This is a genomic window from Streptomyces neyagawaensis, from assembly GCF_023516595.1.
GTDB lineage: Bacteria > Actinomycetota > Actinomycetes > Streptomycetales > Streptomycetaceae > Streptomyces > Streptomyces neyagawaensis.
Genome location: NZ_JAMGBG010000005.1, coordinates 176,327 through 201,192 on the forward strand (window position 1 = coordinate 176,327; position 24,866 = coordinate 201,192).

The 24,866-nt window shown below is 71.4% G+C and carries 22 protein-coding genes; 15 read left to right on the plus strand and 7 right to left on the minus strand.

Annotated features, from left to right (window positions below):
- Positions 1 to 8: 8 nt before the first annotated feature.
- Positions 9 to 983 (minus strand): ABC transporter substrate-binding protein, encoded by a 975-nt coding sequence (locus M8J73_RS03150; RefSeq protein ID WP_055537364.1) that lies wholly within the window; start codon positions 981 to 983, stop codon positions 9 to 11.
- Positions 984 to 1,275: 292 nt separating this feature from the next.
- On the opposite strand from M8J73_RS03150, the gene M8J73_RS03155 reads away from it, so the two are divergent.
- Together M8J73_RS03155 and M8J73_RS03160 are read left to right on the plus strand one after the other, a co-directional pair.
- Complete coding sequence (locus tag M8J73_RS03155; protein WP_240501030.1) at positions 1,276 to 2,217, plus strand: alpha/beta hydrolase; 942 nt, start codon at positions 1,276 to 1,278, stop codon at positions 2,215 to 2,217.
- Positions 2,218 to 2,458: 241 nt separating this feature from the next.
- A complete protein-coding gene (locus M8J73_RS03160; protein ID WP_157873056.1) occupies positions 2,459 to 3,529 on the plus strand; it encodes a hypothetical protein in 1,071 nt (356 codons plus the stop codon).
- A gap of 30 nt (positions 3,530 to 3,559) precedes the next feature.
- Here the strand turns inward: M8J73_RS03160 and M8J73_RS03165 are convergent, their stop codons facing one another.
- Positions 3,560 to 6,586 (minus strand): aminotransferase class III-fold pyridoxal phosphate-dependent enzyme, encoded by a 3,027-nt coding sequence (locus M8J73_RS03165; RefSeq protein ID WP_055537361.1) that lies wholly within the window; start codon positions 6,584 to 6,586, stop codon positions 3,560 to 3,562.
- 379 nt (positions 6,587 to 6,965) lie between these two features.
- On the opposite strand from M8J73_RS03165, the gene M8J73_RS03170 reads away from it, so the two are divergent.
- From M8J73_RS03170 to M8J73_RS03200, 7 genes are all read left to right on the plus strand, one after another.
- Positions 6,966 to 8,183, plus strand: a complete 1,218-nt coding sequence (locus M8J73_RS03170; RefSeq protein ID WP_055537360.1) for a PucR family transcriptional regulator — start codon at positions 6,966 to 6,968, stop codon at positions 8,181 to 8,183.
- A 314-nt stretch (positions 8,184 to 8,497) separates the two neighbouring features.
- A complete protein-coding gene (locus tag M8J73_RS03175) occupies positions 8,498 to 9,181 on the plus strand; it encodes a haloacid dehalogenase type II (RefSeq protein WP_055537381.1) in 684 nt (227 codons plus the stop codon).
- A 56-nt stretch (positions 9,182 to 9,237) separates the two neighbouring features.
- Entirely contained in the window at positions 9,238 to 10,521 is a 1,284-nt protein-coding gene (locus tag M8J73_RS03180; protein WP_249828195.1) for an NAD(P)/FAD-dependent oxidoreductase, read from the plus strand.
- 192 nt (positions 10,522 to 10,713) lie between these two features.
- A complete protein-coding gene (locus M8J73_RS45450; RefSeq protein ID WP_338060033.1) occupies positions 10,714 to 10,836 on the plus strand; it encodes a hypothetical protein in 123 nt (40 codons plus the stop codon).
- A gap of 457 nt (positions 10,837 to 11,293) precedes the next feature.
- Entirely contained in the window at positions 11,294 to 12,967 is a 1,674-nt protein-coding gene (locus tag M8J73_RS03190; RefSeq protein ID WP_249828196.1) for an MFS transporter, read from the plus strand.
- 11 nt (positions 12,968 to 12,978) lie between these two features.
- Complete coding sequence (locus tag M8J73_RS03195) at positions 12,979 to 13,569, plus strand: hypothetical protein (protein WP_240501795.1); 591 nt, start codon at positions 12,979 to 12,981, stop codon at positions 13,567 to 13,569.
- Between the two features lie 155 nt (positions 13,570 to 13,724).
- The gene (locus tag M8J73_RS03200; protein WP_055543260.1) at positions 13,725 to 13,922 is read left to right on the plus strand and encodes a DUF8691 family protein; all 198 of its coding nucleotides are present in this window, start codon (positions 13,725 to 13,727) and stop codon (positions 13,920 to 13,922) included.
- Between the two features lie 11 nt (positions 13,923 to 13,933).
- Here the strand turns inward: M8J73_RS03200 and M8J73_RS03205 are convergent, their stop codons facing one another.
- Positions 13,934 to 14,602, minus strand: a complete 669-nt coding sequence (locus tag M8J73_RS03205; protein WP_308408332.1) for a potassium channel family protein — start codon at positions 14,600 to 14,602, stop codon at positions 13,934 to 13,936.
- A gap of 253 nt (positions 14,603 to 14,855) precedes the next feature.
- Here M8J73_RS03205 and M8J73_RS03210 point away from each other — a divergent pair, with 253 nt between their 5' ends.
- The 6 genes from M8J73_RS03210 (at position 14,856) to M8J73_RS03235 (ending at position 20,078) form a co-directional block, all read left to right on the plus strand.
- Positions 14,856 to 15,608, plus strand: a complete 753-nt coding sequence (locus M8J73_RS03210) for an HdeD family acid-resistance protein (RefSeq protein WP_372503883.1) — start codon at positions 14,856 to 14,858, stop codon at positions 15,606 to 15,608.
- Positions 15,609 to 15,741: 133 nt separating this feature from the next.
- Positions 15,742 to 16,554, plus strand: coding sequence for a YhjD/YihY/BrkB family envelope integrity protein (locus M8J73_RS03215; protein ID WP_055542214.1), 813 nt, complete (start codon positions 15,742 to 15,744; stop codon positions 16,552 to 16,554).
- A gap of 139 nt (positions 16,555 to 16,693) precedes the next feature.
- Positions 16,694 to 17,134, plus strand: coding sequence for an SHOCT domain-containing protein (locus M8J73_RS03220; protein ID WP_055542213.1), 441 nt, complete (start codon positions 16,694 to 16,696; stop codon positions 17,132 to 17,134).
- Between the two features lie 64 nt (positions 17,135 to 17,198).
- Positions 17,199 to 17,639, plus strand: coding sequence for a DUF7144 family membrane protein (locus M8J73_RS03225; protein ID WP_055542212.1), 441 nt, complete (start codon positions 17,199 to 17,201; stop codon positions 17,637 to 17,639).
- A gap of 34 nt (positions 17,640 to 17,673) precedes the next feature.
- Entirely contained in the window at positions 17,674 to 19,176 is a 1,503-nt protein-coding gene (locus tag M8J73_RS03230; RefSeq protein WP_079055190.1) for a diacylglycerol/lipid kinase family protein, read from the plus strand.
- Between the two features lie 47 nt (positions 19,177 to 19,223).
- On the plus strand, positions 19,224 to 20,078 hold the full coding sequence (locus M8J73_RS03235; protein ID WP_055542211.1) for a class II glutamine amidotransferase: 855 nt from the start codon (positions 19,224 to 19,226) through the stop codon (positions 20,076 to 20,078).
- Positions 20,079 to 20,126: 48 nt separating this feature from the next.
- Here the strand turns inward: M8J73_RS03235 and M8J73_RS03240 are convergent, their stop codons facing one another.
- The 4 genes from M8J73_RS03240 to M8J73_RS03255 all read right to left on the minus strand — a co-directional run bounded on the left by M8J73_RS03240 (position 20,127) and on the right by M8J73_RS03255 (position 24,858).
- Entirely contained in the window at positions 20,127 to 20,915 is a 789-nt protein-coding gene (locus M8J73_RS03240; protein ID WP_240501698.1) for a gamma-glutamyl-gamma-aminobutyrate hydrolase family protein, read from the minus strand.
- A complete protein-coding gene (locus tag M8J73_RS03245; RefSeq protein ID WP_249828198.1) occupies positions 20,912 to 22,402 on the minus strand; it encodes an aldehyde dehydrogenase in 1,491 nt (496 codons plus the stop codon). The genes M8J73_RS03240 and M8J73_RS03245 overlap by 4 nt, the downstream gene beginning before the upstream one ends.
- A 115-nt stretch (positions 22,403 to 22,517) precedes the next feature.
- Entirely contained in the window at positions 22,518 to 23,975 is a 1,458-nt protein-coding gene (locus tag M8J73_RS03250) for an APC family permease (protein WP_055540916.1), read from the minus strand.
- A 220-nt stretch (positions 23,976 to 24,195) separates the two neighbouring features.
- Entirely contained in the window at positions 24,196 to 24,858 is a 663-nt protein-coding gene (locus M8J73_RS03255) for a TetR/AcrR family transcriptional regulator (protein WP_055540917.1), read from the minus strand.
- Positions 24,859 to 24,866 lie beyond the last annotated feature (8 nt).

Here is a 24,866-nt window from a genome sequence, read left to right on the forward strand (position 1 = left end):
GGGCCCGGTCATGAGAACAGGGCGTCCAGGTCCGGCTTCTTGCCGCCGAAGATGCCGTCCTTCTCGCCGAGCGAGGCCAACTTCTCCAGGGAGGCCATGTCGTACTCCGCGGGCCAGGTCGGCAGCGTCAGGTCCTTCAGCACCGCACCGTCGATCTTGGTGTAGGTGGTGAGCGTCTGACGTGCCTCGTCGGGGTGTTCGGAGGCGTACTTCAGCGACTCGGTCATGGCCTCGGTGAACTTCTTCACCAGGTCGGGGTTCTCCTTGAGGAGCTTGACGGAGGTGAAGTACGTCGCGATGGTGAGCTTCGGGTCGGTCTCGGCGAACGGCGAGGCCACGACGCGGGCGCCCTGACCCTTGGCGATGGTCAGCGCGGGCTCACCCATCCACGCGGCGTCGATCCGCCCGCCGTCGAGGGCGGCCGGCATCTGGTCGAACGGCATCTCCACGAAGGTGACCTTCGAGGGGTCGCCGCCGTCCTGGCGCACCACTTCACGGACCGTGGTGTCGCCGATGTTCTGCAGGGTGTTGACCGCCACCTTCTTGCCGGCCAGCTCCTTGGCGGACTTGATGGGGCTGTCCTTCTTGACGGCGACCCCGCTGATGTCCGTGCCCGTGTCGCCGGTGGAGGCGGCCCCGTTGACCACCGACTTGATCGGAACTCCCTTGGTCTGGGCGATCATCAGGGAGGTGACGTTGCTGAAGCCGAACTGGAACTGACCGCTGACCACACCGGGGACGATCGCGGCGCCGCCCTGGGCGAGTTCCATCTTCAGCTCGATGCCGCGCTTGCCGAAGAAGTCCTTCTTCTGCCCCAGGTACAGCGGGGCCACATCGACGATCGGGATGATGCCGACGGTGACCTGTGTGGTCTTCCCGTCCGAGGACGGCGAACCGCCGCTCGACGACGAGGAGGATCCACAACCGGCCGCCGCCGCGACCGTCACCACGGCTATGGCACAACCGAGAACACGCCTTCGCATACGGCTCCTCCTGAGATGTGCGCGATACGCACAATGTTTCGTGGGCCGAACAAGCAAGCGGGACGCTAGGGCCCGGCCTTGGCGGGGTCAAGGTGTGGCGCACCGCGAGTTTTTCGTTGTCCTGAAGTCGTGCGTGGCTGGAGTCGCCCGGTGAGCCTCGGTCGGGCCGCGCCCGGGACACGCGGGGTTGACAGTGCCGCTGCGTGCGCGGAAGCTCGTGTTCCGCAGGTTGTGAATCTGACTTCACGAGGCGAACGGAATGGGCCCGCGCGAGCACCCCGGAGCGAGAAACGTGGACGTGACCAAGGACCTCGCCTACGCGCCCGCCGATCCGCCCGGCACTCAGGGTCATTTACTGGACCTGTACCTCCCCCGCAGCGTGCGGCCGACACCGCTGGTGATCTTCTCCAGCGGCTCAGGCTGGCTGGCGGACAGCGGCCGCCAGGGCGCCGACCAGGTCGCCGCGCGGCTCAACCCGCGCGGATTCGCCGTCGCCGGAGTGGCCGTCCGCTCCAGCGGACAGGCCCGGTTCCCCGCTCAATTGCACGACATCAAGGCAGCGATCCGCTGGCTGCGCGCCCATGCGACGACCTACAACCTCGACCCCGGGCGCATCGCCATCATGGGCGACTCTTCGGGCGGCTGGGTCACTGCGATGGCGGCGGTCACGGGGGACATCCCGCACCTGGAGGGCGAGGTCGGCACACGCGGCCCCTCCAGCGCCGTCCAGGCGGCCGTGCCGTTCTACCCGCCGACCGACTTCCTTCAGATGGACGCCCACATGGTGGACGGCTGCAAGCCGTTCAATGAGGTGTTCGGCCTCACCGGCTGCCACGCCGACCCACGTTCGCCCGAGTCGCTGCTGCTCGGCTTCCCGATCAAGGACCACCCCGACCGGGTCGCGGCGGCCAACCCGCTCACCTACATCGGAGCCCGGCGCACCCCGCCGTTCCTGGTCTTCCATGGTGAGCGGGACCTCTTCGTGCCGTACCACCAGAGCCGCCTGCTGTACGAGAGGCTGGCCGCCACCGGCAACGAAGCCCGTCTGGTCTCCCTCCCGCACGCCGGGCACGGCCCGCTCGTCGCCATGCTCACCGACCAGGAGACACACAGGGACGCCTACGAGGAGAGCGCCGAGCAGGGGCGCACCACACCGCCGCGCCCCACGACCCCCTCCTGGCAGACCGTCGTCTCCTTCCTGGAACAGCGGCTGACTGTGCCGAGTGCGAAGTGAACCGAGCGCCTGCTGACCGCCGCGCGGGCCTCGGCCACCACATCCCACCCTCTTGCGACTCCTGTACGATCGCGCACCAGTTGTTCGCCCCAGGAATGGTGGAACGTTGCGAGTGGCCGCCCCGGCGGACGTGCTGCGCCGAACGGAGCGTTGGTTCATCCGCGAAGGCACGCCCACGATGATCGAAGGTTACGGTTTCGCCAGGAACGTCCTTCCTCGGATGCTGCCGACCCTCTGCTTCGTGACTCTCGCCAGTCTCGTCTGGCTCGTGCCGTTCAAGGGCGTGGGCTCAGGGCGGTGGGTCCTGCTCGGCACCGTGGCCGTCGTGACACTGGCCAGCTGGGCGGCGATCAGGCTGTTCGTCAGGCGACTGCCCCGCGTCTCACCCAAGGCCACGGTCGGGGTCCTCAGCGCCTACGCGGCGATGCCGATCGCGGTCCCCCTGCTCCAGGTCGCCGTCGATGACACCGTCACACCGCCCGGCGGCAAGGGCGCCGGTTTCCTGGGGTTCGTCGTCTTCTTCGCCGCCGTCTTCGTCACCACGGCCACCGCCACGGCGTACGGCGTCGGCGCGCTGATGCGCCGTGCGGTCCGCCACGCTGTCCACGACCTGCGCAACAGTGCGCACCTGATGGGGCGAGCCCTGCCGCCCATGTTGTTCGTGACGCTGTTCATCTTCTTCACCGGCGAACTGTGGCAGGCCATGAACAGGCTGTCCTGGCTGAGGCTCGCCCTGATCGTCGTGTTGTTCGTGGGAGTCACGGTGCTCGCCGCCGCCGCCCGTCTGCGCGACGAGATCGGGCGGGTCGAGCAGGACCTCAGCCCGCCCCTGCTGTCGAGGGCCTGCCGGCGAACACCCCTCGCCTCCGTGGACATCGACGGGCTGACACCCGGGGCGGCACTCGATCCCGTTTCCCTCAACAAGCGCCAGGTGCGCAACCTGCTGTTGTTGTTCGCTCTCCGTCAGCTGGTGCAGGCCGCGGTGTTCGGTCTCGGGCTGTTCCTCTTCTTCCTCGTCCTCGGTCTGATCGTGGTCACGCCGGAAACGGCGGAACAGTGGATCGGATCCCCGCCCGTCTACTCGGTCCTCCTGCCTGACGCCCCGCTCGCGCTCCTGCGCAACGCCACACTCATCGCCGCGTTCGGCAGCATGTACTTCGCCATCACCTCGATGACCGACGCCGACCACCGACGGGAGTTCTTCGCCCCGATCATCGACGAGGTCGAACGGATCCTCGCGGTGCACGCCGTCTACCTGGCGCTCGGCTCCCGCCAGAACGCCGACGAGACCGGAGCCGCCGCCGACGGGTGACGCCGCCGCCGGTCAGCCGTGGGCACCGTCTCAGGACTGAACGGCCGAGCGCAGCTCGGGCAGGGACAGGACCTCGTCCAGTGCGTCGACGTAGAGATCCACGTGCTCGCGGCGGAAGGTCATGGGCGGTTTGATCTTCAGTACGTTGTCGTGCACACCGTTGGGGAAGACGATGACGCCTCGCTCCTTCATGAGTTCGGTGACGATGAAGGCCTGCTCCGTGGCAGGCACCTTGGTGGTGCGGTCGCGGACCAGTTCGACGCCGAGGTAGAGCCCTTGGGCTCGCACATCGCCTATGAGTGGTTGTCGGCGCTGGAGTTCGCGCAGCGACTGCGCGAAGTACCCTCCCACGTTCACGGCGTTCTCCCTCAGCCCGTCCCGCTCGACGATGTCGAGCACGGCCTCGCCGATCGCGCAGGAGACCGGGTTGCCGCCGAAGGTGTTGAAGTACTTCATGCCCGTGTCGAACGCGTCGGCGATCTCCCGGGTCGTGACCACCGCCGCGAGGGGGTGCCCGTTCCCGAGCGGCTTGCCCATCGTGACGATGTCCGGGACCACTCCCTGGAGCTCAAACCCCCACCAGGGCCCGAGTCGTCCGACGCCGACCTGGACCTCGTCGGAGACGCACAGGGCGCCCGCCCGCCTGGCAGCGGTGAACACGCCGTCGAGGTAGCCGTCGGGGAACACGATGTTCCCACCCGATCCCATCAGGGACTCGGCGATGAAGGCGGCCGGGGGTCGGCCGTCGGCCGAGATCCGCTCGATGACGGCCGCGGCGTCGCGCGCGTACTTGGCTCCGGCGTCCGCGTCGTCGTACCCGTAGGCGCCGCGGTAGCGGTCCGGGATGACGACCTCGTGGGTGGTGGGGGGTGCGCCGGCGCCTCCGGGGCCCTTGTAACGGTTCGGGCTGATCCCCGTCACCACGCCGGTGTTGCCGTGGTACGCGCCGTCGATGTTGACGAGGTGCCGGCGCCCTGTCACCTGGCGGGCGATCCGCAGCGCCAGGTCGTTCGCCTCGCTGCCGGTGCACACGAGGAAGACGACCTCGAGCGGGTCGGGCAGCGTGGCCACCAGCTTCCGCACGTAACTGGCGATCTGCGGGTAGACGAAACGGCTGTTGGTGTTGAGCTTGCGCAGTTGTCGGGTGGCGGCGGCCGTCACCCGTGGCTCGGCGTGGCCGACGTGGGTGACGTTGTTCAGCGAGTCCAGATAGGCCAGGCCGTCCTCGTCGTGGAACCACACGTCCCGCCCGCGCACCAGATTCATCGGCTCGCGGTAGTAGTTGCGCTGGGAGCGGGCGATGTGGCGACGGCGCACGGCCACGACGTCGTCGACGGCGGGGGCCGCGGCGGGGGAGCCGGTGAACCCGAGGAGCCGGGCGGGGTCGGGTGACAGCCGGCTCCAGACCTGCCGCGCGGAGGGCGGCACCGCGCGAGGCGGCGGCCACGTGGCCATCCGCGCGGTGCGGTGGACCTGCACCTGGACGCGGGGCCCGAGCGGGTCCGTACCCTCGCTCACGCCGGCGCGTCCCAACGGCGCCCCCGCCGGGACCCTCGCCGCGACGGGCGGCGAGCCGTCCAACCCCCACCAGCAGGTCCAGAACTCCACCCCCTGGACCGCGTGTCGCAGCACCAACGGCTCATCGGGGCCACCGTGGGACTCGACGACCCCGGACAGCGGGCTGGCGACCTCCTCGGCGTCCGCCAGGATCAGCGTGCCGCCGACCTGCACCGTCGCGGGCTCCTCGACTCCCGGGCGGCGCCGGCCCCCCAGGAGCAGCGAGGCGCTGAGGTGGGGCACGTAACCCCGCCGCCGACGTCCCTCGAGGACGCCGTCGACGCGCACGCGTACCGCCTCCGCGTCGTGCCAGTCGATCTCGTCGTAGAGATCACTGGCCGGTCGCAGGTCGACCAGCCGCGGAGCCGGTGCGTGTGGGGCACCCTCTCGGGCCGCCTCCGCCACGACCTCTTCCCACCGCCCATGCTCCCGCGTCGGGGGGAGCCCGCACGCGACGCGGAACGTCGCCTCGGCGACCTCCGGGCAGATATCGGCCACCTGTGCGATCGTCGGCCAGGTGTGCTGCACGCGGGTCCGCCCGTACGGTGTGTCGCTCTCGGCGACCCGGCGCGTCCACGTCACGGCGTTCATGCACAGCCGGGCGGCCGCCAGCGGATGGACGGCCGCCAGTTCCTCCGCCGTGAGGGGGAGCACCGAGTGGAAGCCGGCCACGACCTCGGCCGCCGCGGCGAGCGGGTCGGCCTTGCGCACCATGGCGTAGCCCGCCGCGATCGCCACCTCCGCCGCGCGCACACCGTAGAGCGAGTCGCCCAGGTCCACGATGCCCGAGATCCGCGGCACCCCGGCCTCGTCGGCGTCGGCCAGGACGTTGGCGTCGTTGAGATCCTGGTGCAGGACGCTCCACGGCAGCCGGTCCAGGGCGGGCAGGAGATCGTCGTACCAGCCCATGATCGTGCGCACCGACTCCCGCCGGTCCGCCTCCTGGACGGCGTGCAACGACGCCTCGACGATCTCGGCGGCCCGGCGCATGTCCCAGTCGTGCGGTGCCAGGCCCACCGGCGGCTCCATGCTGGAGAGTCCGAGGCTCAGCCGCCCAGCGGCTTCTCCCAGCCGACGCAGAAGTGCCGCGGGATGGTCGTCGAGATCCGCCAGGCCCCGACCCTCCAGCCAGCTCATCACACGGACCACGTGCGTCCGGCCCTCGTGGACGACGCCGGCCAGGAGCTGCCCCTCGCGTGTCGGGACCAGCCGAGGCACCGGAAGGTCGGGAACGGTGGCGGCGAGATGCTGGAGGAGCGCGTTCTGCCAGAGGACATCGGGCGAGTCCGGCTCCGCGACGGTGACCCGGACGAAGTAGCGCGTGCCGTCGTCGCCGGTGATCCGGACGTTCTGGTCGACCTCCCCTCCCAGTGGGTGCTGGACGTATCCCCCGAGTCCGAAGGACTGCCGCAGCACGTGATCGAGGAGCGTGCCCGGCAACTGGCAGGTGGGACCGGGGACGGCCGCTCCGTCCCGGTCGGTGGTGGTCACTGAGGTCATCGGTGCGTTCTCTCTCTCGTCGTCAGGCCGCACATGACTCACTCACATGGGGCCTGCGTTCACGTGCTCGGGTCACCCGCGTCACGCGCTCGGTCTCGGCCTGATCCCTGCCGCGCCGCCGGTCGGTTCCCGGACGGTCCGATCGACGCGGTTCCCATGAGAGGGCGGGCGTAGCCGCCGCGGCGGGCCTCTGTGGCTGCTCCACGTGCGTGGCCTGCCACGGCTCTCCAGCCCGAGGTGCTGCGTCAGTGAAGCACCGCGGAGAATCCGGCAACAAGGGACGTGAGGCCGCGACATCCACCCTGTAGTTTGTGCTTGTGCACAATCTCGGTACGGCTGTTGTCGGGAGAAGGCGGTCTGTCGGGAGAAGGCGGTCCTCATGAGCAGTTCGGGACGCTCCCCGGGTGGGGCCCGCCACGACGCCGTTCAGGCGATCGCGCGCCGGCTCCTCGACGAACGCCTCGACGAACTGACCTCTCGTGCTCTCGCGAAGCTGGAAGCCGAGGAGGCCGCCTATGCGTCGGCCGACTGGGACCCGGTCCAGAAACGGGAGGGGATGCGACGAACCCTCGAACTCGCCCTGACCCGGCTGGCCGGCGGTCCCGTGCCCGCGGCGGTCTCACGCGCCACCGAGGACGTGGGACGCGAGCGGGCGGAACAGGCGTTCCCCCTGACCGCTCTCATGCACTCCTTCCAGCTGGACCTCAGGACCCTGTGGGAGGCCGTGCTGGAGGAGGGGCGAGCACGGGGCATCAGCGCCGATCCCGACTTCCTCGACGGGTTGATCCGCGTCTGGGAGGCGACGGACGCCAACAGCGTCGAAGTCGTCGACGCCTACCGCCGCACCGAACGCGACCTGGCGAGCCGTCGTACGGAGGTACGCAACCGAGCCTTCAGCCGCCTCGTCCTGGAAGGCGAGCAGGACCCCTCCACGGTCGCCGAGGCGTCGACGTTGCTGGGCTTCTCCGAGCGCGTCGCCCTGACCGTGGTCGTGGTCGAATCCGTTCCCACCGGGGACCCGGCTCTGTCCCACGTCGACGACGCGCTGCGTCGGGGCGGCCTGCTGCGGCACTTCGGCTGGATGGGCGACGAACTCCTCGGCATCATCCGCCACGGACGGCTGGACCAGGAGGCCGTGCTCGCCCTGCTCCAGCCGTTCGCCCCGTGGCGCTGCGGCGTCGCGGAAGTCCCCGGGCTGGCGCTGACCGCGCGGGGCATCCGGTTCGCGCGCGCCGCGATCCGCAGCTCCACGCGGTCCGGAGTGCGGCATGTGGAGGGCCACTGGGTCGGGGCGATCATGTCGGCGCAGGAAGAGCTCCCCGGCGCGATGGCCACCGGCGTGCTGCGCCCACTCCTCGGGCTGCGTGACAGCGACAGCGTCCTCGAGACCCTGCGCTGCTACTTCGACCTGGGCTCGGTCGCCGAGGTGGCCGCCCGCACCTACCGCCACCGGAACACGGTGGGCAATCGCCTGCAGGCCGCGGAAGAGGCGACCGGGCTGAAGCTGTCCAGGCCGGCCGACGCCGCCCGGCTGGTCCTCGCCCTGGCCTGGCTGGACACGGACGCGGGCGCCCGCTTCCGGGCGGCGGTGTCCTGATCCCCGGAACGCGCTGATTGTGCACAGGCACAATACGCGCGGTCGATCTCGCGGCCTCACGTCCCTTGTTGCCGGGTTCTCCACGGTGCTTCACTGACGCATCACCTCGGTGGGAGAAACGCTCATCGCACTCGGAGCAGCAGTGCTGCTGCCGCCGACTGCCTGACCGGCATCCACCGTCCTCGACGGGTCGCCGCCAACGCCGTGGCGGGCCCCTGAACCACCCCCGATACGGCGAACCAGGCCGCACTCGACGAGTTCGTGGCTCCCCGCCGCGCGAGGTGTCCCATATGCCCGGAAAGAGGTTGAACGTCATGCGTCAGATCGTCACCTTCGATGCCTACGGCACCCTGGTCGACTTCCAGCTCGGCCCCACCACCCTGAAGGTCCTCGCCGACCGGCTGGACCTGGACCGTCTGAACGTCGACGAGTTCCTCGACGACTTCCGCATCATGCGGTTCCACGCCGTCCTGGAGGCGTACCGCCCTTTCCACGAGGTGCTGCCCGCCAGCCTGGAGACAGCGATGCGGCTGCACGGCCTGGAGTACCGGCAGTCCGACGGCGAGGCCCTGGTCGCGGCCGTGCCCACCTTCGGCCCTCACCCCGAGGTCCCGGCCGCCCTGCGGGCGCTGAAGTCCCGGTACGAGATCGCCATCATCTCCAACACGGACGACGACCTCATCGCCCAGAACCTGGCGAACATCGGCGTCGAGTTCGACCATGTCATCACCGCCCAGCAGGCCAAGGCGTACAAGCCGTCCCGGCAGACCTTCGAGTACGCCTTCCAGGCCATGGACATCGACCCCGCCCAGGTCATCCACGTGGCCCAGGGCTGGGAGTACGACCTCATCCCCACCCGCGACCTCGGCCTCGCGCGCCGCGTGTGGATCAACCGCTACGGCCACAACGGCTCCATGGGAGCCCGCGGCAGCGCCGACTACCAGCCCTTCGACGAGCTGCCCGACCTGTCCGGTCTGCCGGCCCTGCTCGGCTGCTGAGGCCGGGACCTAGAGAAACACCCCTGGACGACCAGGAAGACCCGAGGACGTACGTCATGAAGCAGATCCCCTACTGGCTCGACACCGCCCCCGCCTTTCCCGACCGGACCGGCAAGCCCCTGCCCGAGCGGGCGGACCTGGTGGTCGTCGGCGGCGGCCTCACCGGCCTGTCCACCGCCTACCACGCGGCCCGCAAGGGTGCCCACGTCGTCCTCGTGGAGAAGGACAAGGTCGGCTCGGGCGCCTCCGGACGCAACGGCAGCATGTGCACCCAGGGCATCACGATCAGCCCCGCCGAGGCGCGCAAGCGCTACGGGCAGCCGCGGGCCAGGGAACTGTACGACGCCTTCCGCACGGCGGTGGACGTCGTGGAGGAGCTGACGGTCAAGGAGCGGATCAACTGCGACTTCCACCGCGTAGGGCGTCTGGGGGTCGCGTTCAAGCCGCGGCACTTCGAGAGCATGCGGGACAAGCAGCGCGACCTGGCCGAGAACTTCGGCCACGAGACCACGCTCCTGAGCAAGAACGATCTCCGCGCCGAGCTGGGCTCCGACTACTACCACGGAGCCCTCCTCGACCCGCTCAGCGCGCACCTGCACGTCGGCAAGTACGTCCACGGCCTCGCCGAGGCCGCCGAACGCGCCGGCGCCGAGATCCACGAACGCAACGCCGCCGTCGCACTGCACCGCGTCCCGGCGGGCGGTTTCCGCGTCGAGACCCTGCACGGCACCATCCGCGCCCAGCAGGTCATGGCGGCCACCGACGCCTACAGCGACAAGGCCATGCCCTGGTTCCGCAAGCGGCTGATCAACGTCGGCAGCTTCGTCATCGTCACCGAGCCGCTGGGCGAGGAACGGGCCCGGCAGCTGATCCGCAACAACCGCGTGGTCGTGGACTCCAAGAACATCGGCCACTACATCCGCATCACCCCCGACCACCGCCTCGCCTTCGGCGGCCGGGCCCGCTTCGCCCCCTCCGACCCCGCCTCGGACCTCAAGAGCGGTGACGTCCTGAAGCGGGAACTGGCCGAGATCTTCCCGCAGGTGGCGGACGTGCGGATCGACTACGTGTGGGGCGGCATGGTCGGCTTCTCCTGGGACCGAGTCCCGCACGCGGGCGAGGCCGACGGCCTGTACTACTCCATGGGTTACTGCGGCCACGGCGTCCAGATGGCCACCTACATGGGCCGCGCCATGGCCGAGGTGATGGATGGCCACCCGGAGGCGAACCCCCTGCGCGGCTTCGGCTTCCCCAAGGTTCCGGTGCCGTTCTACAACGGCACCGCCTGGTTCCTGCCCTTCGGCGGGGCGTACTACAAAGCCAAGGACCGACTGCGCTGACCACCGGCGCTTCATCGGAAGGGGCCGGAGTACCTTGGACCGCTGATCAGCCTGTTCTTGGTGAGCGCGGAAGAGGATTCGTCGATGGGGCGTCCTGAACCACCGGTCGACCCCGCGGCCGGCCCCGTGCAGCAACTCGCCCATGAGCTTCGGGAGCTGCGCCGTTCGGCGGGCGGCGTGTCGTACCGGACCATGGCGAAGAAGGCCGGCTTCTCGGTGACGACCCCGGCGAAAGCGGCGAGCGGCGAGCGACTGCCGTCGCCGTCGGCAGGGGTCTCGGCGAGATTCCAAAGCCGGTCGAGCATGTCCAGGTAGGCGCCGGAGCCGCCGTCCAGCTGCCAGCGGATCTTGGGGTCGTCGACATCGTCGGTGCCCATCCACCCCTGGATGATCACCAGGAATCCGAGAAGGACGGACAAGGCGACCACGATGGTGACGCTGGTGGGCATGTCGTTCTCCGGTTGTTCGACGTGCGGCGATGTCACCACCGACGCTCACAGCCGGGCGGTTGTTTGGCAGGCCCCTGTTGCCGCCGCGGACAATTCCAACGGTCCAGCGGTCCAGCGCCGGCGGCGCGGCCGTCATCCAGTGGCCGGGGACCGGCGGCACCAACCACGCGGCGGTCACCTCTCATGCCGTGGCCGCCTCGCCCGTGGCGGGTGAGGCGCGCGGTGGGGTTCTGAGCTGCGATGGACGTGGCGGCCGGTCGGCGGAGGGCCGCTGTCCGGGTCGCCCCACCGGTGTCCCGGGCCGACTCGGCGAGGTGGGCGGCGTGGCGCACTGGCGGGCTCTGATCGTTCTCGGCACGGCCCAGTTCCTCATGGTGCTGGACACCTCCGTCATGAATGTCTCGATCAGTCAGCTGGTCGAGGACTTCGACACCGAGGTCACGGCCATCCAGGCCGTCATCACCCTGTACGCGCTGGTCATGGCCGCGTTCATGCTCATCGGAGGTCGCCTCGGGGACATCCTCGGGCGACGCCGCGTCTTCCTCCTGGGCCTCGTCGTCTACGCCATCGGATCGGCCCTGACCGCCGTGGCCCCCACCCTGTGGGTCCTGACGCTGGGCTGGTCCGTCATCGAGGGCATCGGGGCCGCCATGGTGCTGCCGGCCATGGCGGCCCTCGTCGCCGAGTCCTATCGCGGCCGGGACCGGGCCGTCGCCTACGGCGTCATCGGCGGGCTCGCGGGTGCGGGCATCGCGGTCGGCCCGCTGCTGGGCGGCTGGGTCACCACGTACCTCACCTGGCGGCTGGTCTTCGCCGGTGAGGTGGTGGTCGTCGTGACCGTCCTCTGCTTCCGCCGGGTGATCGCCGACTACCCGCGGACCGGGCCGCGCCCCCGGCTGGACGTCGTCGGCGCGACCCTCTCGGCCGCCGGGCTCGGCCTGGGCGTACTGGGAGTGCTCCAGAGCGGAACCTGGGGCTGGGTGCAGCCCCGGAACCCGCCCTTCACCATCCTCGGATTCGCGCCCACCCTGTTCGTCGTCGCCGCCGGAGTGGCCGTCCTGGCCTTCTTCCGGCACTGGGAACGGCACCGGGAGCGCGAGCACCGCGACCCCCTGGTGCATCTGTCGCTGCTGGGCGTCCCCGCGCTGCGATCCGGCCTGATGACGCTGGTGAGCCAGAACCTCATCTTGCTCGGCCTGTTCTTCACCATCCCGCTGTACCTCCAGGTCGTCCAGGGATTCGACGCGTTCCAGACGGGACTGCGGCTGCTCCCGGTGTCCGCCACCATGCTCGTCGCGTCCACCGTCGCCGCCCGGCTGGGCCGGCGGGTGGGACCGCGCCGCATGGTCCGGCTGGGCCTCGCCGCACTCGTCGGGGCCGTCGTGTGGCTGCTGGCGACCATCGACCCCGTCATCGACGACGCGCAGTTCGCCTGCGCCATGGCCCTGCTCGGCGTGGGCATGGGCATGCTCGCCTCGCAACTGGGCAACGTCGTCCAGTCCAGCGTGGACGAGGAGGCGCGCAGCGAGGCCGGCGGTATGCAGTTCACCGCGCAGAACCTGGGCTCCGCGCTGGGTACGGCACTCATGGGCTCGATTCTCGTCGGCGCGCTCGCCCACGCCTTCACCTCCCAGGTCGCCGACGACCCGCGGCTGTCGGAGGAGACCCGCGAGCGCACGAGTGTCGCCCTGGAGGCCGGGATCTCCTTCGTCCCCACCGATCAGGTGCGCTCCGCCGCCGAGCGGGCCGGGCTGCCGCCGTCCGAGGTCGAGGCGCTCACCGACGCCTACGCCACCGCCCAGTTGAACGGCCTCAAGGCGGCCCTCCTCGCCGCCGGCGGCATCACCCTCGCCAGCTACCTCGTCACACCGCATCTGCCGACGGGGCGGACCGTAGGGACCGGAGGGACGGGAGGGGCCGGCGGGAAAGGCCCGGCGGTGCCGTCGGACACCGCCGCCCCGGCCGCCGGAACGCCCCGGTCGACCCGCCGCCCATGAAGGGGGTTCCCGTGTCCGAGAGCGACCGGACCACCGCCCACGACCGGACCACCGGCCAGGCACAGGACACCGCCCAGGAACAGACCACGCCCCCCGCGCGCGCCTACGCCCGGGCCCGGCGGGCCGAGCGTCACGCCCACGCGGACTACACGGGCGGCATCTACGGCTCCATGCTGGCGGCGTCCGTGGTCCTCGGCGCCGGCACCCTGGGATCCTTCCCGCGGCTGGAGATCGTGCTGCTGTTGCTGCTCACCGGCATCGTCTTCTGGATCGCGCACGTGCACGCCGTGCTGTTCGGGGAACGCCTCGCCCAACGGGCCCTGGACCGCCGGGTCGTCCTGCGCGTCTGCCAGGAGGAGTGGCCGATCATGAAGGCCGCCGTCCCGCCCGCCCTGGCGGTGGCGGTCAGCCCGCTCCTCGGTCTGGATGTCCAGGGCGCCGTCTGGCTGGCGCTCGCCGTGGCCCTGGCCGGGCAGGTGGGCTGGTCCGTCGCGGCGGCACGGTGGGCCGGCGCCTCCTGGCGTCTCGTCCTGATCGCCGCGTCCGTCAATGTGCTGCTCGGCGTGCCGATCCTCTGCTTCAAGCTCTTCCTCAAACACTGATCGGGCCCCTCGACCGGACCACCGTCATGGGGCCTCGGCGTCCACCGTCACGGGCAGTTCACCTGCACCGGGTGAGGTCCCGGGACGCACCGACCGGCACGATCGTCGGGAGAGGGACGGAGTTCGCACCCCGGCCGCCCGCGGGAGAACAGCTCATGCGCTACGAGATCCGCGTCGAGGGACATATGTCGGAGACGCTGGCCAAGGCCTTTCCGGAGCTGGATCATGTGCTGATGTCCGGACAGACCCTGCTGTTCGGCCACGTCATCGACGAGGCACACCTGTACGGGCTGCTGGCCCGCTGCCGGTCGCTGGGCCTGCGGGTCGTGGAGATGCGCCAACTGCCGGAATGAGCCGGAACGACTCACGGCCCGGACGCGCGGTCCCGTCCCTCCGGCCCGGACGCGCGACCCCGCCCCTGCGGCCCGGTACCGGAGCCGTCCGAGGCGGACGGCTCGCCTCCACGCCGACGCAGCCCCACCTCGACCGCCGTCGCCAGCACCCGCGCGGCACCGCCCACGAGCAGCAGACCCACCACCATCTGGATCATGGTCGCCACCCGCCCCGTCTCCGAACGGGCGGTGATGTCGCCGAAGCCGACGGTGGTGAACGTCGTCAGCGTGTAGTACAGGGAGTCCGTCCTGGTCATCGGCTCGGTGAAGGAGCCGGGCGTGGTGCGGTCCATCAGGTAGTACGTCGTCGCGAACAGCACCAGGAACACGACGAGGGTCAGGGTGAGGGACTCGACGGCCCGCAGACGCGGATAGGGCGAGCGTGTGATGGTCCTGACCTGCCACACGAACAGCAGCACGACCGCCAGCAGACCGCCCGCGATCAGAGTCAGGGCACCGCCGGTGCGGTACTCCTCCAAGGGCAGGAGGTAGTACGCGGTGAGGAGACCGGCGGCCATCAGCACCGTCCGGGCGACCACCGCGCGCGTCGCCCGCCGACGGGTACGCCGTTCACGGTTCCGCCGGGAGTCGGCCGCGCGGGAGCGGCCATGGCCCGCCCGCTTCTCAGAGGGATCACTCATCTCGTTCCCATCCTCTCCGCCGCGCGGTCGACGCGCGCCTCCGCTCGGCGCCACGGAGCACGCCCGCCCCTGCCCGTACTGCGCCTCCGGCGCGCGCCCCGCCTCCGGCCCAGGCCCGTGGCCACGCCTCCGGGTCACCCGCCGCGGGTGACCCGGCGGTCGGCCGGACGGGGGACGCTGGCCCCGTCGGCCACCACGTGGCCGTGGCCACGGGCGTGCGAACGCCCCGCGTGACAGTGCGAGGAGGACCTCCATGACCGCGCCGCACGACCCCGCGTCGGCCTCCGGACGCACGGGCGGACCCGACCCCACGGCCCCCCGACCGATGGTGCCCCCAGGCCCTCCGGCCCACCGCCCCACGGCAGCCCCCGGCTCCGCGGTCCATGCCTCCCCGACAGGTGCCGGCTCCGTGGGCTCCCGGTCCGGGGACGGGCCGACGGAGGTGCTCGGGGGGCTCGGCGGGTCCTGGGCCTGGCTGCTGGGGGCGGCCGTCGCCACGATCGTGCCCGGCATCCTCGTCCTCGTCTGGCCGGACGAGACCCTGCACGTCCTCGCGGTCCTCGTCGGCCTTCACCTGCTCGTGCTCGGCGGCTTCCGCTTCGTCGCGGCGTTCGCCCACCCCGACCACGGCGAACGCTTCCCCGGACTGCTGATCGCCGTGCTGTACGTGGTGGCCGGAGTGCTGTGCCTGCGGAACCCCCTGCAGACCATCACCGCCCTGGCGCTGATCGTCGGCATGGTGTGGCTCGTGACGGGCCTCCTCGCCCTGTACACGGCCATGTCCTCAAAGGACCTTCCCCACCGCGGCTTCCTCCTCGGCGCCGCGATCCTCGGCGTCGTCGCGGGGGTCGTGGTGCTGGCCCTCCCGGCCGAGTCCGCGCGTGCCCTGACCCGGCTGCTCGGCCTGTGGCTCGTCCTGCTCGGCCTGGCCGAGGGCGCCGTCGCCCTCGCCGGGCGCACCGCACTCGGCCGCGCGTCCGCCCTCAGGAGCAGCGATGGCCGCTGAGCCCGGAGGAGGGACGGCCGCCGAGAAGGCCCCGGGCGGGCCGAGCTGTCGTCGAACTCCCGCTGCTCGGGCGCCTTCACCTTCGCCCGCAGCGCGGCCCCGCGGTGACGCGGAGCGAGCGGCCTTCCGAGCCATGACCGGACGGTTGCGCGCGGGTCCCGCCGCGCGGCTCCTGCCCCACCTGTCGGCCCTCAACGTGGTGGAGGGCTCCGTGCGGCTGGCCGCCCAGGCCTTCGTCACGGCGCTCCCCCTGCTGATGACGGTGGCGGCCTTCGCCCCCGGAGCGGTCCAGGACCTGCTGGTCGACTCGTTCCGCGCGGTTCTGGGAGTCCGCGGCGACACCGTCGACGAGATGCGTCAGACCTTCGACGCGACCGGCACCACCCGCGACACCGTGGGTGCCTTCGGGGTGATGATCACCCTCGTCTCCGCCACCGCCTTCAGCCGGGCGCTCCAGGCGGTGTGCGAACGGTGCTGGCACCTGCCCAGGGCGCCCCTCCGGGCGGTGACGGTGTGGCGCTGGCTGCTCTGGCTCGTGGTCTGGCTGGGCGCCCTGCTGCTCCAGGCACCGCTGCGCGGCGGCTTCGGTCTGGGCACCGCGACGGGGCTGGTGCTGTCGGTGCTGGCGGCGCCGCTGCTGTGGTGGTGGTCCCAGCATCTGCTGCTGGGCGGACGGATCGGCTGGCGGGAACTGCTCCCCGGAGCCGTACTGGCGGGAACGGGCACGGTGGCGCTGAGCTGGGCGGCCCGCCTGTTCATGCCGGCGGCCATGCAGCGCGGCCTGGAGGAGTTCGGTCCGCTCGGACCGGTGTTCACGTTCCTGTCCTGGTTGATCGCGGTGTTCCTGGTCGCCGTGTCCGGCCTGGCCCTCGGCCCCGTGGTCGCGGCCACCGGCTGGTACCGGACGGCCCGCCTCCCGCGCCGCCGGCCCCCGGACCACGGGTGAGCCGAGGGGCCACCGGTCCGCGCCGCCGGCGACGCGGCTTCACCCTTCTCGGGTGAGGACGCGCGGTCCCCACCGTGGGCACGCTGAGGGGGCAAGGCCCGGGCATGACTGCCGGGCATGGGCAGGACGGAGGAGAGACATGAGTGGGCCGACCTATCTCGCGTACGACTATCCACTGCTGAGCGCCTTCTGGACGATGCTGGTGTTCTTCCTGTGGATCATGTGGTTCGTCCTGCTGTTCCGTGTGATCGTCGACATCTTCCGCGACGACGAGCTGAGCGGCTGGGCCAAGGCGGGCTGGCTGGTGTTCGCGATCGTCCTGCCCTTCCTGGGTGTGTTCGTCTACGTGGTCGCCCGCGGCAAGAACATGGGGCGCCGCGAGGTGGCGCAGGCCCGGGCCCAGCAGCAGGCGTTCGACAGCTATATCCGTGAGACCGCCGCCGGTTCCGGTGGCCGGACCAGCAGCGTCGACGAACTGACCAGGCTCTCCGAGATCCGGGCCCGCGGTGACATCACCGACGAGGAGTTCCGCCGGGCCAAGGAACTGGTGCTGAGCGGCTCCGGTGCCCCGGAACGCTGACTCACGTCCCCCACTCCTCCGGTCGCCGACCGCGCCCGGAGCACACACGAAACGAGGCAGCAGCATGGCAACCACACACCACACCCGCCCCACCCGCGAACACTCGGCCAGGCAGGGATGGGCCGTCGGACTGACGGCGTTCGCCGCCGTCATGCTCCTGATCGCCGGTGTCCTCGACGTGATGCGCGGTATCGCGGCGATCGCCGAGGACGACATCTTCGTCGCGACCCGCAACTACGTCTACGAGTTCGACCTCACCAGCTGGGGCTGGATCCACCTGATCCTGGGTGCCGTCGCCCTGATCGTGAGCGCCGGGCTGTTCCAGACGTCCACGTGGGCGCGTGTCGCGGGCGTGGGGATCGCCTCGCTCATCATCATCGCGAACTTCCTCTCGCTGCCGTACTACCCGGCGTGGTCGATCGTGATGATCGCGATGTCGGCGTTCGTCATCTGGGCCCTGTGCGTGGTGCGCAAGGACGACTCCCTCGCTTCGAGCGGCATGTGAGAGGAGGAGGAACGGAGGAAGGGAAGGGCACCGCATGAACGGCCGTGGCTCCGCGTCCGGGAGACGGGCCGGCCACGCCGGGCGGCGGGCCGGTGGGGGCCCGGGCGGGAAAGCCCGCGGTCAGGGCCCCACCGGAGGCACCGGAGGCGGCGCCGAGGAGAGCGCCGCCGACGACCGGAGCCCCGCCGGTGGGGGCCGTGCCGGTGGCGGCAGCGCCGGATGGGCGCGGCTCGCCCTGTTGGCCCTGGCCGCGAGTGTCCTCGTCCCTCTGGTGACCGTGGGCCCACGAGGTCTCCTCTGGGCCGCGGTCGGTCTCGCCGGACTGGCTCTCGCCGCCGTCGGGTTGTGGTGGACCCTGGCCCACACCGGCCTCGTACGGACGGCCGGCGTGGTGCTGTGCGCGACCGCACCCCTCCTGGTGCCGGCGGTGTACGCCGCCACCGGCGTGCTGTGGCCGGTCCTGGTCTCCCTCGCCCTGTGGGTCCTGGCCATGGCCGCGGCCCACATCGCGGTGGCGTACCGGAACCCCGAGCACGGGCAGGGTCCCGCCCGGCCACCGCGTCACCCCTGGATCCTGATGAACCCGCGCTCCGGAGGCGGCAAGGTCGGCCGCTTCCACCTGGAGGAGAAGGCGCGGGCGGCGGGCGCCGAGGTCGTCCTCCTCGACCGCGGACAACAGGACGTGGCCGAGCTGGCCCGGCAGGCCGTGGCCGAGGGAGCCGATCTGCTGGCGGTGGCCGGGGGAGACGGCACCCAGGCCCTGGTGGCCGAGGTGGCGGCCCGGCACGACCTGCCCTTCCTGGTGATCCCCGCCGGTACCCGCAACCACTTCGCCCTCGACCTCGGCCTCGACCGTGACGATCCCGCCCGGGCCCTTCAGGCACTGACCGACGGTGTCGAACTCCGGGTCGACCTCGGGTTCGCCGCCGACCGCGTCTTCGTCAACAACGCCTCCTTCGGGACGTACGCCGCCGTCGTGGGCGACCCCGACTACCGCGGCAGGAAGGTGCGCACGAGTCTGCGGATGCTGCCCGGCCTCCTCACGGGCGCCGACGCCCCCCGGCTGGGCCTGCGAGCGGGTGACACACGGGCCGACGGGCTGCAGGCGCTGCTCATCAGCAACAACCCCTATCTGCGGGCCGTCGACTCGGCGCGCCCGGGGCGCCGGCAACGGATGGACTCGGGACTGCTCGGCCTGGTGTGCGTCCGGGTCGGCAACACCGCGCAGGCCGCCCGCATGGTCCGCGGCGCCCGTTCCGGCGGCCTGCTGCGGCTCACCGCCCGCACGGCGGTCGTCGAGGCGGACACGGCCACCGTCCCGGTCGGCATCGACGGCGAGCACGTTCTGCTGCCGGCGCCGGTGCGGTGCCGACTGGAGCCGGGAGCGCTCCGGGTCCGGGTACCGCGCGACCGTCCGGGAACCCCGCTCAGTGGAGCGACGGCCGACTGGCCGCGCGTCACCCGGCTCGCGCTGGGCCGGCCGTCCCCGGGCGAGCCGCGCTCCCCCAGGGCCACCGGGTCCGGGAGAACCGGGTGAGACGCGCCGGTCGGCGCACACCGAAACACCAAGAAAGGCGGAGACCCATGTGCCGGTGGCTTGCCTACTCGGGAACACCAGTGCTGCTCGACACCATCCTGTACCGGCCCGAGCACTCGCTGATCGACCAGAGCCTGCACGCCCGGATGGGCGTGGAGACGACCAACGGCGACGGATTCGGCGTCGGCTGGTACGACACGAGCCCGCACACCAGCACCCCGGCCGTCTTCCGGGACATCGGACCGGCGTGGAGCAACCGGAACCTGCGGGAGATCGCCGACCACGTCGAGTCCCCGCTGTTCTTCGCGCACATCCGGGCGACCACCGGCACGGCCGTGCAGCAGACCAACTGCCATCCGTTCCGGCACGGCCGCTGGATGTGGATGCACAACGGCGCGATCGCCGAGTTCCACCGGATGCGCCGGGACCTCGCACTCGTCGTCGACCCGGAGCTGTTCCTCGACATGGAGGGATCGACGGACTCCGAGATGATGTTCTACCTGGCGCTCACCTTCGGTCTGGAGGAGGACCCGCCGGGCGCGGTCGCGCGGATGGCGGGCCTGGTCGAGCGGGTCGGCCGCGAGCACGGCGTGGAGTTCCCGCTCCAGATGACGGTGGCCGTCACGGAGGGACAACGGCTGTGGGCCTTCCGCTACTCCAGCCAGGGCGCCTCGCGTTCGCTGTACTACAGCACCCATGTGGAGACGCTGCGGTCGCTCCACCCCGACCTGACCTTCCTGCGCGAGGTCTCCGACGACACCCGGCTCGTCGTCTCCGAGCCGCTGGGTGATCTGCCCGGCGCCTGGAACAAGGTCCCGGAGAGCAGCTACGGCGTGGTGCAGCCGGGCGGCGACGAACTGCTCCCGTTCGCCCCGAGCCCCGAACCGGTCCTCAGCTCTTGAACCGGTTCCCAGCCCCTTGAACCGGTTCGGGGCTCCGTGCACCTGGCCTCAGCCCTTGAACCCGTTCTCGGTCCCCGAACCCGCGCTCAGCTCCGGTTCGCGGGCGGCCCGGACGAGGGCGTCGAAGAGGTTCTGCTGGGCCGGGTCGTCGGCGGCTGTGTCCTCGGGATGCCACTGGACGGCCGTGAACCAGCCGCGCGCACCGGTGAGTTCGAGTGCCTCGGCGGTGCCGTCCACCGCGGTGGCCGTCACCTCCAGCCCCGTGCCGAGGCGGTCGACACGCTGGTGGTGGTAGCAGGACGCGTCGACCTTCTCGGCGCCCGTCGCACGGGCCACCTCCGACGCCGGTCGCAGCGTGACGGGGTGCACGAGATGCCGGTGCTCGCGCTCCGGGCCGCCCATGTCCTGCTCCAGGGTGCCACCGAGGGCGACGTTGACGACCTGGAGGCCCCGGCAGACCGCCAGCAGGGGCAGACCCAGGGCGAGCGTCTCGTGGGCGACCGCCAGGTCGAAGGCGTCCTGCGTCTCGTCCACGTCGTACACAGCGGCGTGGGTGTCGGTCGCGCCGTAGCGGTGCGGGGCGAGGTCGCCGCCACCGGGCAGCAGGACGCCGTCGAAGCGGGCGAGGCGGGCCGCCACGTCCCCGGCGGCGGGGTGCACGCTCACCGGCTCCCCGCCGGCCCGCCACACCGCCTCGATCAGGGCGCGGGCGTTGACCTCGGCGGCGTACCGGAGCGCGGACGTGGTGGCGGCGAACCGGGCCGGAATCGCGATCAGGGGTCGACGAGGCGTCAGGGGGCGCGTGGGCGTCAGGGGCCGTGTGGACGAAGGGGTCACAGCTGGATCCAGGTGGTCTTCAGTTCGGTGTACTTGTCGATGGCGTGCGCGGACTTGTCGCGGCCGTTGCCCGACTGCTTCATGCCGCCGAAGGGGACGCTGAGGTCGCCCTCCTCGTAGCAGTTGACCCAGACGGTGCCCGCCCTCAGGGCGCGGGAGACCCGGTGCGCGGTGGACAGGTCGGAGGTCCACAGGCCGGCGGCGAGGCCGTACTCGGTGGCGTTGGCCAGCCGCACGGCCTCGTCGAGGTCGTCGAACGTCAGCACGGAGAGCACCGGGCCGAAGATCTCCTCGCGGGCCAGGCGCATGCCCGGGTCCACCCCGTCGAAGACGGTGGGCCGCAGATAGCTGCCGCCGGTGCCGGTCAGGGTGCGCTCGCCGCCGGTCAGCAGCCGCGCGCCCTCCTCGCGGCCGGTGCCGATGTGGTCGAGGACGCGCTCCAGATGGGCCTCGCCGACCAGGGCGCCCATCTCGGTCGCCGGGTCGAGCGGGTCGCCGACGCGCAGCTCCCGGGCGCGGGCCACGATCGCCTCGGTGACGCGCTCGGCGACGGAGGAGTGGACCAGCAGCCGGGAGGGTGCGGTGCACATCTCTCCCTGGTTGAAGAAGATGCCCCAGGCGGCGGTGGCGGCGGCCTTCTCCAGGTCGGGGGCGTCGGGAAGGATGATGTTCGGTGACTTGCCGCCGAGTTCGAGCCAGACCCGCTTGAGGTTGGAGTCGGCGGCGTAGCGCAGGAAGTGGCGGCCGACCGCGGTGGAACCGGTGAACGCCAGCACGTCCACGTCCGGGTGCAGCCCGATGGCCCGCCCGGCGACCGGTCCGTCGCCGGTGACGACGTTGAGGACGCCCGGCGGCAGTCCGGCCTCGGTGGCGATCCGGCCGAGGAGCAGCGCCGAGAGGGGGGAGTTCTCCGACGGCTTCAGGACGACCGTGCAGCCGGCGGCGAGGGCCGGGGCGACTTTCCAACTGGCCAGCGTCAGGGGGAAGTTCCACGGCACGACGGCGCCGACGACCCCGGCGGGCTCCCGGGTGACGAGGGCGAGGGTGTCGGCGGCGGTGTGGGGGGACTCGTCGGTGAGTTTGTCGGCCAGCTGCCCGTACCAGCGGAACGTGTTGATCGCGGCCCGCAGTTCGATCCCGTAGGCGTCCGTGATCGGCTTGCCCATCTCCAGGCTGATGGTCAGGGCCAGCCTCTCCCGGTGTTCTTCGAGGAGTTCGGCGACGCGCAGCAGGATCCGACCGCGGTCGGCGGGTGCGAGGCGGGGCCAGGGGCCGGAGTCGAAGGCGCGGCGCGCGGCGGCCACGGCCAGGTCGACCTCGGCGGGGCGGGCGTCGGCGACCTCGCGCAGGACATGTCCGTTGCGGGGCGAGACGACGGTGAACGCGGTGCCACCGCCCGGCTCGTCCGCCCCGTCGATGTGGTGGTGGGCAGGCAGGTCCAGGTCCTTGGCGCTGCGCAGGAGGTCGTCGTGGGCGAGGGCCGGCATCGGCTCTCCTCTTCCTGAGTCGGGTGGGCGGCAGGTCGGATCGGTGGCGGGGAGTGGGCCGACGGCGGCACCAGGGGAGTGGTGCCGCCGTCGGCCGCGGGGCGGGACGTCGGGGTCAGCCCGCGGCGGCGTGGCTCCGCCGGGTCAGCCGGGCCGCGACGAGCCCCAGGGCCAGCACGACGGGCACGGTCAGCTGGAGCCAGAGGGCGGTGGTGGGGTCGCCGCCGATGAGCGTGGTGAAGTTCTCGATGATCAGCCAGATCGCGCCGGCGATGCCGAGGGCGCCCAGGACGGGGGCGATCAGCGTGTTCCAGAGCCGGGTGTCGACGCGGGAGCGGCGGAAGAAGACGACCACGGACACGGAGGTCAGGAAGTACAGCAGCATGATCGCGAGGACGGCGACCCCGCTGAACCAGGAGAAGAGGGTCAGGACCGGGTCCTTGCCGAGGAGCGCGAACGGGACGACGAGGGCCACCGCGATGACGGTCTGGACGGTGCCGGCGACCCAGGGGGAGTGACGGCCGTTGAGCGCGGTCAGACCGTGCGGCAGCAGGCCCTCACGCCCCAGGGAGAACAGATAGCGGTTGGCGGAGTTGTGGAAGGCGAGGATGCCCGCGAACAGCGACGTGGCCAGCAGGATCGGAAGGACGTCGCCGGTCCACGCGCCGAACAGGTCGGCGATCGGGGCGAACACCCAGGCGGCGGCGTCGCCGCTCTCCAGCGCCTTGCCCGCGTCCGCCGTCGCCCTGGACGCGCCGTGCGCGGAGACCAGCATCCACGACGTGAAGGCGAAGAACACGGTGATCACGGCGACCGACAGATAGGTGGCCCGGGGGACGGTTCTCCTCGGTTCCCGCGCCTCCTCGCCGTAGATGGCGGTGGCCTCGAAGCCGAACATCGACGCCACCGCGAACATCAGCGCCACACCCGGGGCGCCCTGGAGGGCCGCGTCCGGCGAGAAGCTGTCGGTGAAGCCGAGACCCTCGGGACCGCCGCCCTTGAAGAAGGTCACCAGGGCGAAGGCGATGAGGATGCTGAACTCCGCGAGGACGAACACGGCGAGCACCTTGGCGCCCATCTCGATGCCGGCGGCGCCCAGCACCTGCACGACCGCCATCGTGACCAGCGCCCACACCCACCAGGCGACGCCGAGGCCGGTGTAGTGCTCGACGAGGCCGCTCATGGTCGCGCCGTACAGCCCGTACATGGCGGCCTGGATCGCGCAGTAGGCGAACAGGGCCACGGCGGCGCTGCCGGAGCCCGTCGACCGGCCGAGTCCTTTGCCGATGTACGTGTAGAAGGCGCCGGCGTCCACGACATGGCGGCCCATGGCGACGAAGCCGATGGAGAACAGCAGGACCACCACGCCGGCCGCGACATACGCGGCGGGGGCACCGGCCCCGTTGCCGATGACGACGGCGATGGGCACGGCACCGGCGATGCCGGTCAGGGGGGCCTGGGCGGAGAGAACGAAGAAGAGGATGCCCAGGACGCCGAGGGAGTCGGGCTTGAGCCTGCTTGCCGTGGAGGAACCTTGCGAGGTGTGCGGGGCGACCGCCGTCTGACTGTCCACTCGGATCACCTGTCGGGGACGGGGAGGGATGGAGGTTCGTTTCGGGTCAAACGAATTGCCTTATCGTGGGCTTGAACTATCCGTTTGGCAAGGGGGTCAGGGCAAAGATTTTCCACTGGGTGGACACCCCCGTGCGCAGACCTCCGACGGCGGCGCGCGCGACACGACGAGGCCCCGGACGAAAGGGCGTCCGGGGCCTCGGAAAGCGCAGGTGGGAGGGCTACTCGGCGGTGTCCCCGCCGTCGGAGCGGTCGGCGTCCCCGCCGTCGACGCGGCCGTTGTCGCCGTCGGCTTCGAGGAGCCGCAGCAGCCCGCGCAGCCGCTCCACGGCGGCGTCCGTGACCTCCGGCTCGCCCAGCACGAGCTGATGCAGCACCAGACCGTCGAGCGCGGCGAACACCAGCCGGACCAGCGCCTGGTCGGCGTCGGCCGGCAGCATGCGGCTCAGCTCGCGCCGGGTGGCGTCGAAGTACTCGTCGTAGAGCGCCCTCAGCTGCGGCAGCAGCTCGGGGCGGCGGCGGGACTCCAGCAGCAGCTCGTACTGGAACGCCTGCCGCCCGGGGTCCGCCGTGACCATCTCCGACAGGCCTGTCGAGAAGTCGGCGACCTTGCCGGTGCCGGGTTCGAGCGCGCTGACGCTCAGCGATGTGCGGATGGTGTGGGCGAGCGCCTCCTCGATCAGCGCGTCCCGCGAGCCGAAGTGGTGGACGACGAGGCCGTGGGTGACCCCGGCCTCCTCCGCGACGGCCCGGTAGGTGAGCTTGCGCAGTCCGCCCCGTGCCACCACCCGGACAGCGGCGTTCAGCAGGGCCTCCCGCCCCTCGCCGTAGTGCAGGCGCTTGCGTGGCTTCCGGCTCTTGGGCACGTCGGCGGAATCGGTCATGCCGGTGA

What these genes read in the sequence shown, in the direction of transcription:
- M8J73_RS03165 (WP_055537361.1), bottom strand. Translation starts at nt 6,586, where the DNA reads ATGACCTCAGTGACCACCACCGACCGGGACGGAGCGGCCGTCCCCGGT.
- M8J73_RS03200 (WP_055543260.1), top strand. Translation starts at nt 13,725, where the DNA reads ATGCGCTACGAGATCCGCGTCGAGGGACATATGTCGGAGACGCTGGCC.
- M8J73_RS03150 (WP_055537364.1), bottom strand. Translation starts at nt 983, where the DNA reads ATGCGAAGGCGTGTTCTCGGTTGTGCCATAGCCGTGGTGACGGTCGCG.
- M8J73_RS03205 (WP_308408332.1), bottom strand. Translation starts at nt 14,602, where the DNA reads ATGAGTGATCCCTCTGAGAAGCGGGCGGGCCATGGCCGCTCCCGCGCG.
- M8J73_RS45450 (WP_338060033.1), top strand. Translation starts at nt 10,714, where the DNA reads ATGGCGAAGAAGGCCGGCTTCTCGGTGACGACCCCGGCGAAAGCGGCG.
- M8J73_RS03175 (WP_055537381.1), top strand. Translation starts at nt 8,498, where the DNA reads ATGCGTCAGATCGTCACCTTCGATGCCTACGGCACCCTGGTCGACTTC.
- M8J73_RS03170 (WP_055537360.1), top strand. Translation starts at nt 6,966, where the DNA reads ATGAGCAGTTCGGGACGCTCCCCGGGTGGGGCCCGCCACGACGCCGTT.
- M8J73_RS03255 (WP_055540917.1), bottom strand. Translation starts at nt 24,858, where the DNA reads ATGACCGATTCCGCCGACGTGCCCAAGAGCCGGAAGCCACGCAAGCGC.
- M8J73_RS03180 (WP_249828195.1), top strand. Translation starts at nt 9,238, where the DNA reads ATGAAGCAGATCCCCTACTGGCTCGACACCGCCCCCGCCTTTCCCGAC.
- M8J73_RS03225 (WP_055542212.1), top strand. Translation starts at nt 17,199, where the DNA reads ATGGCAACCACACACCACACCCGCCCCACCCGCGAACACTCGGCCAGG.
- M8J73_RS03220 (WP_055542213.1), top strand. Translation starts at nt 16,694, where the DNA reads ATGAGTGGGCCGACCTATCTCGCGTACGACTATCCACTGCTGAGCGCC.
- M8J73_RS03215 (WP_055542214.1), top strand. Translation starts at nt 15,742, where the DNA reads ATGACCGGACGGTTGCGCGCGGGTCCCGCCGCGCGGCTCCTGCCCCAC.
- M8J73_RS03245 (WP_249828198.1), bottom strand. Translation starts at nt 22,402, where the DNA reads ATGCCGGCCCTCGCCCACGACGACCTCCTGCGCAGCGCCAAGGACCTG.
- M8J73_RS03210 (WP_372503883.1), top strand. Translation starts at nt 14,856, where the DNA reads ATGACCGCGCCGCACGACCCCGCGTCGGCCTCCGGACGCACGGGCGGA.
- M8J73_RS03235 (WP_055542211.1), top strand. Translation starts at nt 19,224, where the DNA reads ATGTGCCGGTGGCTTGCCTACTCGGGAACACCAGTGCTGCTCGACACC.
- M8J73_RS03230 (WP_079055190.1), top strand. Translation starts at nt 17,674, where the DNA reads ATGAACGGCCGTGGCTCCGCGTCCGGGAGACGGGCCGGCCACGCCGGG.